14 protein-coding genes are annotated in these 17,687 nt (G+C 61.4%); 5 read left to right on the top strand and 9 right to left on the bottom strand.

Annotated elements, in window-relative coordinates; all coding sequences use genetic code 11:
- Positions 1 to 939 precede the first annotated feature (939 nt).
- On the top strand, positions 940 to 2,058 hold the full coding sequence (locus L4X63_RS20325) for a methyl-accepting chemotaxis protein (protein ID WP_250680494.1): 1,119 nt from the start codon (positions 940 to 942) through the stop codon (positions 2,056 to 2,058).
- 13 nt (positions 2,059 to 2,071) lie between these two features.
- Here the strand turns inward: L4X63_RS20325 and L4X63_RS20320 are convergent, their stop codons facing one another.
- The 3 genes from L4X63_RS20320 to L4X63_RS20310 all read right to left on the bottom strand — a co-directional run bounded on the left by L4X63_RS20320 (position 2,072) and on the right by L4X63_RS20310 (position 5,963).
- Entirely contained in the window at positions 2,072 to 4,153 is a 2,082-nt protein-coding gene (locus L4X63_RS20320) for a PAS domain S-box protein (protein WP_250680493.1), read from the bottom strand.
- A gap of 122 nt (positions 4,154 to 4,275) precedes the next feature.
- A complete protein-coding gene (locus L4X63_RS20315) occupies positions 4,276 to 5,424 on the bottom strand; it encodes a potassium channel family protein (RefSeq protein ID WP_250680492.1) in 1,149 nt (382 codons plus the stop codon).
- Between the two features lie 122 nt (positions 5,425 to 5,546).
- Positions 5,547 to 5,963: a cytochrome c gene (locus L4X63_RS20310; protein ID WP_250680491.1), complete on the bottom strand. Its 417-nt coding sequence runs from the start codon at positions 5,961 to 5,963 to the stop codon at positions 5,547 to 5,549.
- Positions 5,964 to 6,574: 611 nt separating this feature from the next.
- Here L4X63_RS20310 and L4X63_RS20305 point away from each other — a divergent pair.
- Entirely contained in the window at positions 6,575 to 7,522 is a 948-nt protein-coding gene (locus L4X63_RS20305; RefSeq protein WP_250680490.1) for a cation diffusion facilitator family transporter, read from the top strand.
- Positions 7,523 to 7,619: 97 nt separating this feature from the next.
- Here L4X63_RS20305 and L4X63_RS20300 read toward each other — a convergent pair whose 3' ends face one another.
- Positions 7,620 to 8,510 carry a radical SAM protein gene (locus L4X63_RS20300; protein WP_250680489.1) on the bottom strand — a complete coding sequence of 297 codons (891 nt, stop codon included), beginning with the start codon at positions 8,508 to 8,510 and terminating at the stop codon, positions 7,620 to 7,622.
- 232 nt (positions 8,511 to 8,742) lie between these two features.
- On the opposite strand from L4X63_RS20300, the gene L4X63_RS20295 reads away from it, so the two are divergent.
- Positions 8,743 to 10,416: a methyl-accepting chemotaxis protein gene (locus L4X63_RS20295; protein ID WP_250680488.1), complete on the top strand. Its 1,674-nt coding sequence runs from the start codon at positions 8,743 to 8,745 to the stop codon at positions 10,414 to 10,416.
- Positions 10,417 to 10,547: 131 nt separating this feature from the next.
- Here the strand turns inward: L4X63_RS20295 and L4X63_RS20290 are convergent, their stop codons facing one another.
- The 5 genes from L4X63_RS20290 to L4X63_RS20270 form a co-directional block, all read right to left on the bottom strand.
- On the bottom strand, positions 10,548 to 11,024 hold the full coding sequence (locus L4X63_RS20290) for a GreA/GreB family elongation factor (RefSeq protein WP_250680487.1): 477 nt from the start codon (positions 11,022 to 11,024) through the stop codon (positions 10,548 to 10,550).
- A gap of 111 nt (positions 11,025 to 11,135) precedes the next feature.
- Positions 11,136 to 11,711, bottom strand: a complete 576-nt coding sequence (locus tag L4X63_RS20285; protein ID WP_250680486.1) for a hypothetical protein — start codon at positions 11,709 to 11,711, stop codon at positions 11,136 to 11,138.
- Between the two features lie 84 nt (positions 11,712 to 11,795).
- Positions 11,796 to 13,199: a tetrathionate reductase family octaheme c-type cytochrome gene (locus L4X63_RS20280; protein WP_250680485.1), complete on the bottom strand. Its 1,404-nt coding sequence runs from the start codon at positions 13,197 to 13,199 to the stop codon at positions 11,796 to 11,798.
- A gap of 179 nt (positions 13,200 to 13,378) precedes the next feature.
- Complete coding sequence (locus L4X63_RS20275; protein ID WP_250680484.1) at positions 13,379 to 15,361, bottom strand: APC family permease; 1,983 nt, start codon at positions 15,359 to 15,361, stop codon at positions 13,379 to 13,381.
- A 218-nt stretch (positions 15,362 to 15,579) separates the two neighbouring features.
- Positions 15,580 to 16,590, bottom strand: coding sequence for a serine/threonine protein kinase (locus L4X63_RS20270; protein ID WP_250680483.1), 1,011 nt, complete (start codon positions 16,588 to 16,590; stop codon positions 15,580 to 15,582).
- Between the two features lie 461 nt (positions 16,591 to 17,051).
- Between L4X63_RS20270 and L4X63_RS20265 the strand changes: the two genes are divergently transcribed.
- Both L4X63_RS20265 and L4X63_RS20260 read left to right on the top strand, forming a co-directional pair.
- Positions 17,052 to 17,438, top strand: coding sequence for a hypothetical protein (locus L4X63_RS20265; protein ID WP_250680482.1), 387 nt, complete (start codon positions 17,052 to 17,054; stop codon positions 17,436 to 17,438).
- Positions 17,439 to 17,502: 64 nt separating this feature from the next.
- The coding region (locus L4X63_RS20260) for a potassium-transporting ATPase subunit KdpA (protein WP_250680481.1) at positions 17,503 to 17,687 on the top strand (185 nt) is incomplete at its 3' end.

Raw genomic sequence — 17,687 nt, 5'->3', positions numbered from 1 at the left:
CATGATGAACCGAGGGCAGGAGCACCGGTAGTGGTGCTCCTGCCCTTACAAGTCCCTGACAGCCAACATGTCTTCCTCCCCTCAGCCGAAAGGCATCTCCACTCTTGGCCGCCAATCCCCCGCCACCATCTGCTCCCTCACAGGAGAACGTACTTTGCCATCAACGCTGCAAAGCTTCGACTCTCCCCGCAATATCCTGTCAGTAGCGGCTATCAACTTACCACGAGCGGCTCACAACTTATCACCTACAGCGCACAAGTCACCGCGTGCAACAGGCAACTTGCCGCGCGCAGCTCACATCTTGCAGTGTGCAGCTCACATCTTGCAGTGTGCAGCTCACCTCTTGCCGTGTGCAGCGCACCTCTTGCCGTGTGCAGCGCACATCTTGCCGCGTGCAACGCACATCTTGCCGCGTGCAACGCACATCTTGCCGCGTGCAGCGTACATCTTGCCACGTGCAGCGTACATCTTGTCGCGTGCAACGCTCATCTTGCCGCGTGCAGCTCACATCTTGTCGCGTGCAACGCTCATCTTGCCGCGTGCAGCGTACATCTTGTCACGTGCAGCGCTCATCTTGCCGCGTGCAGCTCACATCTTGCCGCGTGCAGCTCACATCTTGCCGCGTGCAACGGACAACTTGCCACGTGCAACGGAAAACTTGTCATGTGCAACCGACAAGTTGTCGCGAGCGATGGGCAACTTGCCACGCACAGCTGACAAGTTACCACGCGCAACGGACATCTCGTCATCTGCCATGGACAACTTGTCACCCGCCGGGTGTGTAAAGGATGTTGTGTAAATGCCGAGGTGAAAAGGGAAACCGAGTGCCAAAGGGACAGGCATGGGGAAGTGACACCAATTGTCCTCAAGCTGCACTGGTCTGAACCGATAAGAACGACAAGAAACTACCACCCTTTCACTCCAGCAGGAGATCAGTCAATGGGACTTTTTTCGCGACATGCTTCCGATATGGACGGCAACGCTGCCGAAGCGGCAAGACTTAAGCAAATGCTCGATAATGTTGACAACATTGTCATGCTCTGCGATGCAACACCTGAGAATAAGATCTTCTACATGAACCAAAAAGCGAAGGAATTGATGAGTAAGCACCGGTCGGAACTCAACGCCGGGTTATCCGGTGCCGATGTCGGTAACGCATCGGGAAATTCCATTCACCAGTACCACAAAGACCCAGGAAGGATCAGAAGCATCTTCGGAAATCCCCGTTCCCACATGCCGCACTCTGCTGAGATACCGATTGGCAACGTCACACTGCGAACCACGGCTTACCCCATATGGGATAGTACGGACCCGACCAAGGTCTTCTGTTACATGGCGTGCTGGAGTGACATCACCGCCGAGAAAAGAGTCCAGGAACACCAGCAGAAAGAGGTCCAACGGAAAGAATATCTGGAAAGCCGCGTCACCCAAATCGCCACCGCCATGGAAGAGATGAGCATGACGGTCAACGAGGTGGCTAGAAATACGGTCCATGCCTCGGAGGCTGCTGGCCAGGTTTCGGAAAATGCCAAAGCAGGTCAGTCGGTGGTGAATCAGGCTGTCGGCGAAATGCGTAAAGTCGCTGACATCGTCCGCAACTCAGCCGGAATTGTCAGAAGCCTGGGATCGAAATCCGAGAAAATCGTCGAGTTTGTCGGCGTTATCAATGACATTGCCGATCAAACCAACCTCCTTGCCCTCAATGCCGCAATTGAAGCAGCCCGCGCCGGCGATCAGGGTCGAGGATTCGCAGTGGTCGCCGACGAGGTCCGCAATCTCGCCGACCGCACCGTGGAGTCTACCAAGCAGATACGGGTGATGGTTGAGGGAATCCTCAAAGAGACCGCCATGGCGGTGGAATCCATAGAGAAGGGACGGGACGAAGCAGAAGCCAGTGAAGAGCTTTCCAACCAGGCTGACGAGTCGCTCATCAACATCGTCCACTCAATCGAGGAGATCGAGCATCTCATCTCCCAAATAGCCACCGCGTCCGAAGAGCAAGCGGCAACTTCGACTACCATCGCAGGGAATCTTGAAGAGATCGCCAGGGGCGCTTAGCGGAACCGATTAATCAAGAGGAGTGATCGGTAGAACTCACCGAGCAGGTGCCGTCGGTGAAGTAGAAGGTGGCGCCTTGGCCGGGCTCGGCTTCGGCCCAGACCCGGCCGCCGTGCATGGCGATCACCCGCTGCACGGTGGCCAGACCGATACCGGTTCCTTCGTAGGTCCCGATCCGGTGCAAACGCTCAAAAGGCTGGAAGATCTTTTCGGCGTACTCCATGGCGAAGCCTATCCCGTTGTCCCGGACGAAGAAGACGGGCTCCTCCCCTTCGACGAAGCTCCCCACCTCGATCCTCGCGGCAGCAACTTCCCGGGTGTACTTCCAGGCGTTTCCGACCAGATTCTGCAGTGCCAGACAGGCCAACCCGCTGTCCATCTCTCCCCGCATACCTTCGGCAACGGTGATTTCCACCTCGCGCTCGGCGTCCTGGGACCGTAGCGTCGCCGCAACCTGGCACGCGATGCCGGAGAGGTCGACGGGCTCCCGGTTGAGCTTTCGGCGGGTAACCCGGGAGAGGTTCAGCAGATCATCCACCAGCCCTCCCATCCGCACCGCCGCGGTCCCGATCCGTGTCAGGAACTCCCTGCCCGCGTCGTCGATCTTATCGGAGTACTCTTCCAGCAGGATACTGCTGAAGCAGCTGATTCCCCGCAACGGGGCCCCGAGTTCATGGGTCACCGAGTAGCAGAAGGACTGCAGCTCCTGGTTGGCGGCTTGCAGTTCGAGGGTCCGCTCGCGAACGCGCTGCTCCAATTCGTCGTGGGCTTTTTGCAGCTCCTCCTCGCTCTTCTTCCGCTCGAAGGCGATCGCCACCTGCTCGGCCACCGCGTTCATGGTGGCGAGGTCCTCGCCGCTGAAGCCGGGCCTCGTGCAAGAGCCGAAGGAGATGGTCCCGAGCACCTTATCCTGGACGACCAGCGGGAGGCAGGCGTAGGCCTTCACCCCGTAGGAAGCGAGGAGGGCGGTCTGGGGGGACGGGTACTTGTCGATGTCGGGGGCCACGATCCGGACCCCGTCGCGGGCTACGCAACCGCAGACGGCTTCCCCCATATCCAGCCACTCGAGCTTGCTGGCCTCCTCTTCCGGGATCCCCCCCCACGCGTTGAGACGCAGCCGCCCCGGTTCCTCGTCGAGCAGGTAGTTAAAAAACAGCTGACAGTCGAGATGGGACAGGACCTTTGCGCAGATGGAGCCGATCGCCTGCTGCGGATCCTTCGCCTTGAGGAGATCCGTGGTGGTGGCGGCAAGAAGTGCCAAGCGGGCATTGCTTCGCCGCAACGCATCCTCCGCCCCTTTCCGCTCGGTGATGTCTTTGATGGTGGCGAGGTAGCCGGTGGCCTGGCCGGCCCGGTCCCTCACGGTGGAAGGGTGGATGATGACCGGGAACCGCTCTCCCGACTTGCGCTTGAAGACGAGCTCGACCTGCCCCACCTCTCCTCTTTCGAGCGATTCGAAGGACTCCCGGATCCTCGGGTATTCCTCCTCCGGCCAATACGGGTGCGGGATGCCGGTCCCGATCAGCTCTTCGCGGCTGAATCCCGTCATGGCGCAGAGTGCATTGTTGACCTTGACGTGGACCCCCATGGTATCGATGACGGAAACACCGTCCTGGATGGCGCAGACGAGGGCCTGCTGGTATTCGGCGTTGCCCCGGATGATTTCCTCGGCAACCACCCTCTCCGTCACGTCCTGGATCAGCGACTGTTTCACGATGGTCCCGTCGGCCAGCCGGATCGGCACGTTGGTGACGTCATAGCTGCGGCCGTCCTTGGGGCTCTTAAGGGACCAGCGGACTTTTTCGCCGGCGAAGACGCGGTCGTTGACACACCACGGACAGACGGAGTCGCGATCGTGCAGTGCCCGGTAGCAGAGCTCGCCGGTGGCATCTCTCCCGGTCCGTTCGATGAACCTGGCATTCATGTAGAGGACCCGGTAATCGCGGGAACAGACATAGATCAGCCCGTCGAAACCTTCGATAATGGCCCGGTATCCTGCTTCGGCGTCGGGAAACAGCGATGGGAAATGGGGTTTCGTGTCGGCGGGAGGGGCGGGGGCGGCGGCCGGTTGGGGAACAGTGGGGTCGATGTTCATCAGGGGCTCTGTACCTCAATGAAAGTCCTTAGGCGCGATGGCCAATACTGCCCGTAATCGGGAGCTAATGCAAGTATTTTAATCATCGGGGCTCCCGCCCCACTGCAAGGTTTGGTTCCCGGTCAGAAGTGCTCGCCGCCCCGGTTGGGGAGCTGGTCGTGTTTCTTCGCGGGGCGTTCCCAGTAACTTCCCAGCCAGTTGTCGGCGCTGTCTCCCCTGGCAACCCACGGGGGAAGGCCGATGTGGAAGTGGGCGGCGAGTGCGCTCACGTACGGCTCGTACATCTCCCGTAACTCTTTGAGCTTTCTCTCGAACTCGTCCCCGTTGCCCAGCTTCTGGCCGCTGCGGGCCAGCAGGGCGCGGAGCTCTTCCAGGGTCTCCTTGGGGAGGCGGTCGGCCTTAGGCTGACGCGGCTTGGTGTAAAAGACCAGGGAGAGATCGACGACGGCGTGGCGGGACATGGCGAAGGTGAGCTCGGCTTGACGGGCACAGGTCCCCTCGACCCCGGCCATGATGAGGGCGCAGGTGTCGAGAATTGCGGTCAGCGCTCCCAGCCAGGACTGGTTGTCATGCTGGGAGCGGAAGTAGGCGAGCACCGGGTAGGAGAGGTGCCCTTCCAGGAACTCTGCGGACCAGCGCTCCCACTCGCCCAGAAGTTTTTGCAGGGACTCCATCCCGCCGTGATGGGAGTGGCGGCGGAGCATCTCGGAGGCGCAGGGGGGCGAGCCTGCGCGGGCATCGAGGAGGGAGATGCTGACCTCGCGGCGGGCGAAGGATTGGTTGAGCGCGGGAAGGTAGCCGATGACCAGGGCGAGGAAGGCGAAACCCAAACCGGATTCCAGCACCACGAGAACCCTTCCGACCGAGTTGTGGGGAAGGACGTCCCCCAGCCCCAGCGTGAAAAAGGTGGTGCCGCTCAGGTAGAGGTCGATGAAAAACCCGCCGTGGCCGTCGTTGGCGAAGACGGCCGAGCCGGCGGCCCAGTGCAGCAGGGCGAAACCGATGATGAGGATGAAGGCCCAGACGGAGAGAAGGAGCAGGAGGGAGAGGGGACCGAAACAGCCGAGCCACGTTTCCCGGCGATTGACCGGGATGACGGCACGGCCAAGCTTCATCCAGGGGCGCCAGGTGGTCCGGTAAAAGACGCGGGTGAAGCGGAAACGCCGGGTGACGCGGCGGGGGAGGATGATGGTCTCGAATCCTTCCCACAGGGCAATGACGATGAAGGCGGCGCCGGCGACTGCTGCAAGGATGGCCATAAAAATCTCCATGCTGGTGAGAACTCGACGAAGGGTACCGTCAAGTATACCAGCAGGAGATAGGCGCCCCACGAAACCCCGTCCTCACCCCTGCCCTCCCCTTTGAAGGGGAGGGTGCGTTGAGAGAAAGCAGGTTAATCCCGATACTGCGCATGGCAAGCCGTGCATCGCCCCTGCGCGGCGGCAAAGGCCTCCTTGGCCTTTTTAAAGTCCCCGCTGGCGGCCAAGGCGGCAGTGGTTTTGACATCGGACTGGAACTGGCCGGCCAGTTCCCGGAACTTCTTCAGATCGTTTTGCCCTTTGTGCGGCTGGGCACTCTTCAGCTCTTTTCCGGTGGAAAGGAGGTAGTTGGTCTCCTTGGCCACCGTCGCCGCGTCCCGCTTTTCGAGGGCGGCGGTGATCTTCGCCTGCGATGTGGCATAGTGAGACATGATCTCGTGGGTCTTCGCCATCTTCCCATCGTGATGGTGATGGTGCTCTCCTTCGTGGCCGAGAGCCTGCCCTGCGCAGGCAAGACCGGCAATCACGGCAAACGCCACTAACTTTTTCATTTCATCCTCCTGTAGATTAATGTTCCTGCCACTCCAACGGCATCTCCCGGTCTCCCGAGGCTTTGCGTCCCAGCTTGTCCCCGGAAGGGAAGTAGATGACGAAGGCGAAGCAGGTCCCTTTTTCGGTGGTGGGGGCAACGCCGAAGCTCCTGAGGTAGTCGGGAGTCGCGGAGACGCGGGGAACGGTGGAGGAGGCGGACTCCCGTTTCCCGTTGCACGCTGCCGAAAGAGAAAGGAGAGCACTGCGAGCACGGCCAGGATCACTCTTTTCATCGGCACCCCCGGCGGAATCAGTCCCGCAAAGTGTACCAGACTTTATAGCGATCCTCAGGCAGCCCCTCCATCCTCGCCGCAGGCTTACCGCGCGGGCAGACTTGCCGCGTGAGCAGGCCGCTCAGGCAGGGGTGCCGCTTACCCGCGGGGTGCAGCGTGGGCAAGGGGTGCCCACCCTACGGATGGCCGAAAAGTGTCGTGAAAGATAGCAACGGCATCTTGCTTTTCTGTCCGGTTCGGGTTAAAAGTCACTGATCGGACTTACGATCGGGGGTTTGCAGTCAGTGCTGCGCCCCCTTTGTCATGTCTGCACTTCACAACTAGAAAGAACGACACTCATGATCAACGCCGAACACGATCTCCTCAAGAGAAAGGCCGCCCGCCTTTCGGTTATCTCCAATTCCATCCTCGTGGTACTGAAGCTGATCTGCGGCCTGGCCTCGGGATCGGTCTCCATCCTCTCCGAGGCCGTCCATTCCGCGGTCGACCTGGTGGCCGCCGGGATCGCCTGGTACTCCGTGCGCGAATCCGGCAAACCCGCCGACGACGAGCACCGCTTTGGCCATGGCAAGATCGAGAACGTGGCCGGGACCGTCGAGGCGGTACTTATCTTCGCCGCCGGCTTCTACATCATCTTCGAGGCGGTAGCGAAGTTAAGGACCGGGGTCGCGGAGGTGGGACAGCTCGGGCTGGGGAGCGCGGTAATGGGTGGCTCGGCGCTCGCCAACTACCTCGTATCCCGGCACCTCCTTTCCGTGGCGGTGACTACCGATTCCGTCGCGCTGGAAGCCGATGCCATGCATCTTAGAACCGACGTCTATACCTCCTTCGGGGTCTTCGTCGGCCTCATCGCGATCCACTTTACCGGCATCGGGATCATCGACCCCATCATCGCCATCATCGTCGCCTGCATGATCTTCAAGGCCGCCTGGGATCTGACCAAGACCGCCTTCTTCCACATCCTCGACGTCAAACTCCCGGACGAGGAGGAGGCCGTCATCCACGAGATCATGGAGGGGTATGGCACCCAGTTCATCGAGTACCACAAGCTTCGCACCCGCAAGTCCGGGCACACGAGACACATCGACATGCACCTGGTAGTCCCGAGACAGATCAGTGTGGAGGAGGGGCATGCTTTGAGCGACCGGATAGAAGCCGACATCGAGCACCGCCTCCCCTACAGCCAGATCCTGATCCACATCGAACCTTGCCCGGGCGGATGCGAGAGCTGCGCCGCCGAGTGCCCGAAGGTACACGAGCAGATGACGAAGACGGGGGGGAAGTAGTCGGCAGGTCTTATCCTTTATCCCTCATCCTTTATCCCTTATTCCCCATCCTTATTCCCCATCCTCACCCCCGCCCTCCCCTTGAAGGGGAGGGGCCTTAGTAGTACTCCTCACTGTAGTCCGGGACGGAAGCGAACCAGGAGCTCTGGCGGCGAGCGTCAGCCAAGGCGGCTTCTGCGGTCTGGATCAGCCGCTCGCGGTCCTTCGGATAACTCCCGGCGAGATTGAGGAAGTTGGAGACGTGGTTGGAGCGGAGGATCGTCCGGTGCGGGGAGAGGTTCCTCAGCATGGTGAGAGCCTCTTCAATGATCTGACCGTGGGTGAGCGGAGCGATGCTCCGCAGCCATTCGTCGTTATGACGGGTGAACATGGTCAGCAGCGAGAAGTACTCAGGCGAGAGCGCGGTGATCCATTGCGCGGTCGCCTCTGCGTGCTCGCGGCTGCGCGCTTGCCCGGCGAGGCCGAGGATGGCGGTCACCGACAGCTTCATCCCCGCGTCCTGAGCCTTGCGGCAGAGGGAGAGCATCTCGTCCGGCTCGAATCCCTTGTCTACCGCCCGCAGCGTCTCCGCGTCGCCGCTCTCCAGCCCGAAGTAGAGAATCCTCAGCTTCTTCTCCCGCAGGACCGCCAGCTGTTCCGCACTCTTGGACGTCAGGCTGTTGGGGGAGGCGTAGGCTCCGACCCGGGCGAGGTTGGGAAAATGGCGGGCGAGCGCATCGAGGATCTCGACGAGCCCCTCGAACGGATAAACCAGGGCGTCGCCGTCGGCGATGAACACCCGCTGGACGTAGGAACGATGCGGCACCGGGACCGCTTCCAGCTCCGCCACCACCTCGGCCACCGGGCGGATATGGAAGCTCTTCATCTTGTACATCCCGCAGAACTTGCAGTGGTTTTGCGAGCAGCCAATAGTCGCCTGGATTATGAGGCTTTGCGCCTCGGAAGGAGGGCGAAACAACGGCTCGTCGTAGTTGAAATAGTAGTACATGCTGAATCTGACCTCCCGCACCAACGGCTTAATGCAATCGTCATCGTAATGAAGCCATGTCAGAGAAGCAATCGTTACTGTGTGAGAAATTACCATCGTACGGTAATTTCCCGTTCAAGAAAAAACATTAGGTGGCCGAAAAGAATACACGGCACTTTAGTGTGTAATAGCAGCAAAATACCGTCCTGTCCGGAACAAATCAAGTGAATGGTGCTGTACAAGGAGGGATCAAATGCAGTGGTTAGGGAACATCAAGGTGAGGACCCGTCTACTGGTGGCATTCCTGGTAATGTCAGTCATCACCGGGGTAGTGGGTGGAGTTGGTATTCGCAACATGGCGGTTATGAGTACGCGTGCCGACCAGATGTACGAGCGCGAACTACTCGGTGTCGCCCATATCAAGGAAGCGAGCATCAACATTCTGAGGGCGGTCCGGGCGGAGAAAAACCTGCTGCTCGCCTCCTCCGAGGCCGATCGTAAAAAGTTCATCCAGATGAACGAGGAGGGAAGGAAGAAGGCGACCGAAAACCTCGATCAGGCCCGGGCGCTCTTCCACACCGAGAAAGGAAAGGAACTTCTCGCGAAGATCACCAAGGATTGGGAGGATTACCAGCCGATCAGCAAGCAGGTCCTCGCCATGGCGCAGGCCGATGCCCTGCAGGCGGCGAGGCAGTCGGTCAACCTCTCCAACGGCCAAGCCCGTGAAAAGATCAGCGAGATCAATGCCTTGATCGACGAGGCGACCACTATGAAGGAGGCCAACGCCAAGGAGATCGCCCAGGAAAACCAGCTCCTCTACCAGCAGGGGCGGCTCTTCATGATCATCCTTATCCTCGGCTCCATCGGCGTCGGGGCCGCACTGGGGATCATCATCACCTTGAGCCTCACCAGGCAGCTCGGCGGCGAGCCCGCCGAGATAGCCGCCATCGCCGACCGGGTTGCCGAGGGGGACCTCACCATCCAGTTCGCCAGCCACCGCAAGGAGATCGGCATCTACGCCGCTTTGAAGGAGATGGTGACCAAGCTGAAAGCGGTGGTCGGAGAAGTCGCCTCGGCCGCGGAGAACGTGGCAGCCGGCAGCGAGGAGCTTTCCGCCAGTGCGGAGAGCATGTCGCAGGGAGCAACCGAACAGGCTGCCGCCGCCGAAGAGGCGTCCGCCTCCATGGAAGAGATGTCCTCCAACATCAGGCAAAACGCCGATAACGCGCTGCAGACCGAGAAGATATCGGTGCAGTCGGCGAAGAACGCCGAAGAGGGGAGCATGGCGGTGGAGCGGACCGTCCACGCCATGAGGGACATCGCCGGCAGGATCAACATCATCGAGGAGATCGCCCGCCAGACCAACCTGCTGGCGCTGAACGCCGCCATCGAGGCCGCCCGCGCCGGCGAACACGGCAAAGGGTTCGCGGTGGTGGCCTCCGAAGTGAGAAAGCTCGCCGAGCGGAGCCAGAAGGCGGCCGCGGAGATCTCCGAGCTCTCCGTCAGCAGCGTCCAGGTCGCCGAAACCGCCGGGACCCTCTTCGCCGGGATGGCGCCCGACATCCAGAAGACCGCCGGACTGGTCCAGGAGATCAGTGCAGCGAGCAGGGAGCAGGACGCCGGGGCCGAGCAGATCAACAAGGCGATGCAGCAGCTTGACCAGGTCATTCAGCAGAATGCCTCGGCCGCCGAAGAGATGGCGTCGACCGCAGAGGAGCTCTCCAGCCAGGCGGAGCAGCTGCAGTCATCCATCTCGTTCTTCAGGATCGAGCGCCGTTCCGGAACGGGCGCCCGCATCTCCGCCGCGGCGGGCGCGAAAAACCGGGCGAAGAAGAGTCCCCACGCCGCCAAACCGCTGACTCACGCGGCAGTGCCGGTCACGGGCGGAGCCGATCTCGATCTCGACGAAACCTTCGAGAAGTACTAGCACCACCTCGATCGCTACCGACGCAAAAGGGCGGCCCTACGGCCGCCCTTTTGCGTTTCATGCCCGACCTTCCCGCACTTCAGCGCGGGCACGGAGTGCCCACCCTGAGTAAACCTCCGGGATACGGGACTTCACTGGACCTCGACGATCTCGTACTCGATGCGGCGCGGACCGGTCCGGATCTCGACGGAGTCCCCCGGATCCTTTCCCATCAGTTCCCGTCCGATCGGAGAGGTCGGGGTGATCACCATGAGCTCGGTTCCCTGGTACTCGATCTTCATTCCACCGGCCAGGGGACCGATGAAGAGCGTCTTGGCCGAGCCGTCCGCCGCCTCGATGGTCACCAGCGAGCCGATGCCGGCCGGTTCGCCCGGTTCCGGAAGGACGAGCTGCTTATAGACGGAGATGGCAAGCCTGATCTCCTGGGCTCGGTTAGCCTGCCCTTGGGCGAGGTAGGATGACTCCAGCGCCAGGGTGTCGTACTTGTTGTCGGGCTGGTTCTCTGCGTGGGTGGCCGCTGCGTGCGCGGTTTTGGCTGCGGAGAAAAAGAGTTCGAGGTCGGCATTGAGCCGGGTGACGATCTGTTCGACGATGCTGTTTTTGTCCATGTACTCACAATTGGTCCCCTCTCCGGCCGGAGAGGAAGAGAAGCAAAGGGGACGGGCGCCTGCGGAGCCCGTCCCCCTTTTTGTTTCACGATGCGAGGGTCATTCCCCCGGTTACGAATCCTGGCGGAAAAGGAGGCGGCCGGTTATATCCTCGGCGCCGGTGGCAGGTTCCCCGATGGCGGCCACCACGTACTGCTGGACCTTGCGGTCGAGCCCAAGGTACTGCCGGCAGGCAAAAAGGAGGTCGTCGTAATCGGTCACCCCCAGGAGGTACTGGTGGACGGACGAGACCCGCTTGCGGTTGAACTCCAAAAGCTCGGAAACCAGGGTGCGGTCCATGCCGAGACGCTTGCACTCCATGACCACCATCCCGAACGATTTCTTGTTGTTCTGGCGGAAGATCTCCTTGTCGTGGCTGAGCCCGGCGACGAACATCCGGAGCCAGAACTCGGCGTGCTGGATGGTGAGCGCGATGGCCTCGATGTAGCACCCGGCCTCGAAGGCGTACCGGCTTCGTTCCGTCCCCTCCTGGAGGTTCTTGAAGGCGCGCCGGAGATCCACCACCCCCATGTCCTCGAAGTTGGGGAGGGTGACGAAGGTGCCGGGGGGACTCAGGCGGATCAGCTCGGTCAGCTCCTCGTTGGTGAGGTCCGGTTTCACCCTCAGTTCGGCGAGACGGTCGCTCATCGGGGATCTCCCGAGGGGGCGGCTTTGCGGATGCTCCCCCACCTGTCGCCGATGTAAAAGGCGGCCAGTGTCATGACCACCCTCCTAGCGGGGATCCTTGGGGTAGCCAAGCGCTTTCCAATCGAGCCTCCCCCCTTCCACGTGGCAGTTGGGGCAGGAGAGCGCCATCTCCTTGGGAGCGACGGTGTGGTTGAGCGCCCAGACCATGGCGGTGTCGGCCCAGCCGAAATCGCCGCTGTAGGGAATCCCGGCGGCCTTCATACCGGCCATGATCGCGCTGTTCCAGCGGTAGACCTTTTCGTAGGCGGTCGTCGAGTCGGGGGGGCCGGTGAGGTTGAAGACGGCCAGCGTCAAGTTCTTGGAGTCGTACGGCTGCCTTCCCTTCATGATCTTGAACGGGAAAATCCGGGCATCGGGATCGGAGCGGTCCCCGCGCGGGGCGGCGATCCAGACGGTCTTGGCCGGGTCGATCTTGTCGCCGGGACGGATCTTGTCCACCTGGCCGTTGTACCAGAAGTAGGTGGGGACCAGGTCTTTCCCATAGGTGAGGCTCCCGCGGTCCTTCCGGTAGAGCTCCTTGCCGAAGCTGTCCTTCTTGATCTCCTCGGGCTTGAGGTCCTTCCCGGCGGTCGACCAGTCCCAGGAGGTCATGGTGGGGATGGTCCTGGCGTAGCGCGGAATGTGGCAGGTCTGGCAGGCCACCCTTTTCAGGTGGTTGTTCAAGGCCTGGCTCGGATGGATGCGCCCCTTGTGGCAGTTCAGGCAGGCGAGCGTGCGGGGGCCCGAGCTGAAGGAGACGGAGATCGCCTCCCCCTTGACGTCGTGGTTGGCGGCCTTGTGACACGACTCGCAGGTCAGCTTGTATTTCCCCATGTGGACGTCCTGCTCGGGGGTCGGGTTGGCCAGCGTGGAGTCGAGGTCGCCGTGCTTGGCGCCGTCCTCGCCGCAGCCGGAGAAGTGGCAGTTTCCGCAGGCGGCGCGGTTGGGGCGCTCGACCGAGCGGGCCACCGCGGCCAGATCTACCGGAGACCAGGGCGTCCCCTTCGGGTACTCCTTGGTCTCGCCGGGGTAGACCGGGTGGCCTCCCGCTCCCGGGAACTTCTTATAGGTGCCGGTCGTGTCGTGGCAGACCAGGCAGTCGACGTTTTCGGACTGGTTGAAATCGAAGGTCTCGTCCACCCAGCCGTAGCCCGCGTGGCAGCTGGTGCATCCGGACCAGTTGGAGGGAACCGCTCCCCAGAAGTTGTTGATGGCGTTCTTCTTGCCGTAGTCGATCACCTTCCCGTCCACCGTCTGCTTCTTCGACCACTTCCAGTGTACGGTCTGCATGATGGCAGCCGTCTCTTTCTTGTGACACTGGAGGCAGAGCCTGGTGACATCGGGGCCGGTTTTGAAGGGGCCGGTGATGAAAAGGTGCTTGGGAGTGGCATAGGCTTGGGAGGCCATAACAGCGACAAGGGTTATCGCCAGGAGCAGATGCTTCTTCATTCCATACCTCGCGGACCGCCGGTAGTTTCTGACCGCGCAGCATACCAGAGCAAGTCCCGGGCATCAATTACAAAACCACCACCCTTCCCCCCTCGCCCCCATCGGGGGAGAGGGCAGGGTGAGGAGGCGCCTGCTGCCACGCTCTCCCCTAATGGGAGGCGGCGTGTAGGGAACGGAAATCAGGAGCGGACGCGGATGGGCATGATGACGGTGGTGAGGCCATCCCACTGCAGGCGTCTTTGGATGGCGAAGGCGGTCTCGTTGTGGAGGAGCCGGTGGTAGAACTTCTCGAGCCGGAAGGTGATCTGCCCGGTGAAGACGGTGGAGCGGGGATACTCGTCGGCCGCCTCCTTGCAAAGCTGCACTGCCCCTTCCACTACGTCGGTGGCGAGCTCGGTGCGGTAGCCGGCCGCAAAGCCGAGCTTGTTGGCCATGTCGACGTAACGCTCCATCGAACTCTTGACCGACGCCTCCAGGGCCTCGAGCTCCTCGGCCCCCTTGAACGAGCCGGAGTCGATCATCGCCACCGACACGAAGATGATGTTCTTATAGGTCTTCGGGAAGGTGGACATGATGGAGAGCAGGGTATGGACCCCGAACCCCGAATAGCTGGAGACCAGCTGGATAGCGGTCGGGGCATTGCGGTCGAGCTCCGGGACCTCGCCGTGGGGGGAGAGCGGAAAGTCGAGCAGGGCCTCGTCCAGGTCCTTCATCCCCCGGCGAAGCCTCAGGTAGTGCCCCTTGATGAGGTAGCAAAGGGCGATGACCACCGAGGTGATGACCAGGGTGAGCCACCCCCCCTCGGCGAACTTCTCGACCGTGGTGATGATGAGGATGGTGACGCAGAGGACGAGGCCGACTACGTGGACCATCAGGTGGCGGAACCAGAGCGGGTCTTCCTTCCTCTTCTGGATGAAGAACTTCGACATCCCGAGCTGCGAAAGGGAGAAGGTGACGAAGACGTTGATGGAATACATGACCACCAGCGCGGAGACCGAGCCCTTGGTGTAAAGGAGCAGCGCGATGGTGGAAAGCCCCATCAGCATGATCCCGTTACGCATGGTGAGGCGTACCGAAAGGGCGGCGAAGCGGTGCGGGAACCAGGAGTCGACCGCCATGTTGGCCATGACGCGGGGGCCGTCCACGAAGCCGGTCTGGGCGGCGACCAGCAGCAGGGCACCCTCGGAGAAGATGGTGACGAAGGCGAGCGCGCTCCCCATCGGCCAGTGGGCGAAGAGCCCGTCGGCGAGCACCGCATTGAGGGTCTTCCCCTCCACCGGCCTGACCCCCACCAGGGCGTAGCAGAAGAAGAGCACCCCGGCGGTGAAGGCAAGGGAGGTGGCCATGTAGATCATGGTTCGCTTGCCGGTCTTCACCCGCGGCTCGCGCATGATCTGCAGGCCGTTGGAGACCGCCTCGATCCCGGTATAGGTACCGCCCCCCAGCGAGTAGGCCCGGAGGAACAGGAGCATGATCCCTATCACCCCCATGGTGGAGAGGTCGTGGGAGAGGCCGGTCCTGATTCCCGAGGCGAGCGGCACGACGCGGTCCACATGGGCGCCGACGCCGTAGACCAAAAGGACGACGTGGGTCACCACGAAGATCATGAAGATCGGAGCCATGACCGAGATGGATTCCTTGACGCCGCGGATGTTGAGGATGATGAGGAGGATGGCCAGGACGATGCCGACCGGGACCTTGTAGACGTGGAACGGCTGGGGGATGAAGCTGAAGCAGGCGTCCACGCAGGAGGCGATGGAAACGGTAATGGTGAGCACGTAGTCGACCAAGAGGGCGCTCCCCGAGACGACCCCGGCCTTCTCGCCCAGCATGTGAGTCGCCACGATGTAGCCGCCGCCACCGTGGGGGAAATGCTCGATGATCCTCGAGTAGGCGTAGGAGATGATGAAGACGGTGAGTGCCGTGGTGAGCCCCAGGAACACCGCGAGGTAGGTGTGCTCGCCCAAGGCGCGGAATGCCTCCTCGGGGCCGTAGGCGGAAGACGACAGGCCGTCGGCTCCGAGGCCGACCCAGGCGAGGATCGGGATGAGGGCCATCTTGTGAAACAGGTGAGGATCTTTGAGGTACTTCGGTGAGCCGAAGATGGCCCTGAGAATGCGTTCTACGATGGTCTGCCGTTCCGCCGCAATCGGTTCCGTCATGGTAATGCCTGCTCTCCCTCGGCGGACCTGCTGAGCGACTGCCGTCCGCACATTCTTCGAATGTGGCTCTCAAAGCGAGACGACGCTGTCTCAGAAGCCGTTGCCGGTGTCTGAACGATAACGGATCGGGTGTAAAGAAAGTGTCAAAATGGGAGGGAGGTGTGTAAAGGAAACATCAAGACGGGAGGACGCGCTACGGGCCGGGAGGCTCTTTCCTGCTACGCGCCCCGTTTGACGATGAGGAGCACGATCCAGACGATGAGGGCGATGGCGGCGGCCAGCAAAAGCCCCACCAGGATGCCGCTCTTCAGGTAGCGCTTCCACGGCTGAGGAGTCTTCAGGTTTCTCCAGCGCCCGGTCAGCTCCACCGATTCGGGATGGTCCAGCTCCCGCTTCATCGCCTCTGCCGAGGGGTAGCGGCCGGCGGGGTCGCGCTCCATGGCGTGCAGGATGATCTCCTCGGCCGCTTCGGAGATCTCCCGGCGTACCTTGCGGGGGGCCACCGGATCGCCGGTAACCCGGGCGTTCATACCCTTGAAGATGTCTCCGCCGGGGTCGGCGAAAGGGATCTCCCCGGTCACTATCTGGTAGAGCATGACACCCAGCGTGTAGAGGTCGGTCCGCTCGTCCCCGCGTTTGCCGAGCACCTGCTCGGGGGCCATGTACTCGGGGGTCCCGATGGAGGGGGTGAAGCCTACGAAGGTGAAGCGCCGGCCGGTTCCCCGCGCGATCCCGAAGTCGAAGATCCGGATGCTCCCGTCCGGGCAGATCATGATGTTCTGCGGCTTGAGATCGCGGTGGACGACCTGCGCCGCGTGCATGTGCGAGAGGGCGTCGCAGATGCGGCTCGCCATCGTCAGCGCCTGGGGCTCCGGCAGCGCTCCGGCCGTCTTCAGAAACTGGGCCAGGGTCTCTCCCTGGAGGTACTCCATGACCAGGTAGGGGCGGCTTTGCTTTTCCAGGGGAATGAACTTGAGGAGGTAGGGATGGTTGAAGCGGGCGCCGATCTCCCCTTCGCGCACGAAGCGCGAGTAGAAGCCGGGATCGCTCTCGAACTGCAGGTGGGGGACCTTGATGGCGACCGTCTGGCCGGTGGTCAGGTCGCTTGCCTTGAAGATGGTCGCCATGCCGCTGCGGCTGATCTCTTCGATGACATCGAAGCGGCCGTCCAGGGTCTGCCCCGGATGGAGATCGTAGGGAGAAATGTAGCGCTGCGGTTCAGTCGTCATTGGTCACCGGATCGAACAGATAAATTCTCACCTCGAAAGTTCCTGTCTTAAATGGATCCTTCGAGAGGCAACCTTATCCGGTTCAACGTTTAGACGGTGTAAAAATGGCCGCCGTTGTCATCAAGGGAAAATAAAGATCCGGCTTCAGGGCGCCTGTAACTATAGTCTCGCCGACAAACAATTACCACAACCATCGCCATAACACCCCGATGTTCTTCCCGAAACCCCTCCCTCTCACAGAGCCCTCCGTTTTCCCCGCTCACCACCGTCTTCCGCACCCACAGTCCCCGTGCTTTTATCCGCTTGACACATCGTTAACCTGATCTAAACAGGTTCTTGACACCTTTTTCCCTTATTTTGACCCCCTCTAAAGGTCAAGCGGGATAATCTCATAGTCGTGAAGGGACTCGACGGCGAAGGCGTCCACCGGAAGGCGGGGCGATACCGAGGAGGTGCGACAGATGCGTAGACTATTAATCATATTGGTAGCATTCCAGGTCACGATGGCGGCTCCGCTGATGGCGGTATCCTACCCCCCTTCAGTCCAGGAACCCACCTATCTCAAAGACGATGCCGTGCTGAGAGTTGGCGCCCGGGTGCATCTCTTCCACAGCGGCACTCCGGACGTCCGTAGCCTCATCAAGGTCGGCAACGTCCTGACCGTCTACCACGAGTACCCTCCCGACCTCTGGACCCAGACCTCCCAGACCGGGAAAATCAAGGTGACGGGGACTATCGGCGACTACTACTTCGATGGGGAAATCATCGAGGGCTTAGCCCAACCGGGGAACCTGGCCATAAAAGACAACGCGGCCTGCCTCATCACGACGCGCATCAAGGAGAGGTGAAGGGGCGCGTTTCCGGCGCCGGACTCTCACAAACCATAGGACGCACAGGAACTGGAGAAAAACGATGACGAGTTACGAGTGGATGCAGACGGTGGTGTTCTTCGCCGTACTGCTGGCAGCCATCAAGCCGGTTGGAGGTTACATGGCGAAGGTGTTCCAGGGGGAAAAGACGCTCCTTTCGCCGGTGCTGGTTCCCATTGAGAATATGATCTACAAGGTCTGCGGGACCAGCAAGGAAGAGGAGACGGG

It is taken from the genome of Geomonas sp. Red32, assembly GCF_023652955.1.
Classification (GTDB): domain Bacteria; phylum Desulfobacterota; class Desulfuromonadia; order Geobacterales; family Geobacteraceae; genus Geomonas.
The sequence above is the reverse complement of the archived record's forward strand: the minus strand, read 5'-3'. Positions and strand labels throughout refer to the sequence as shown.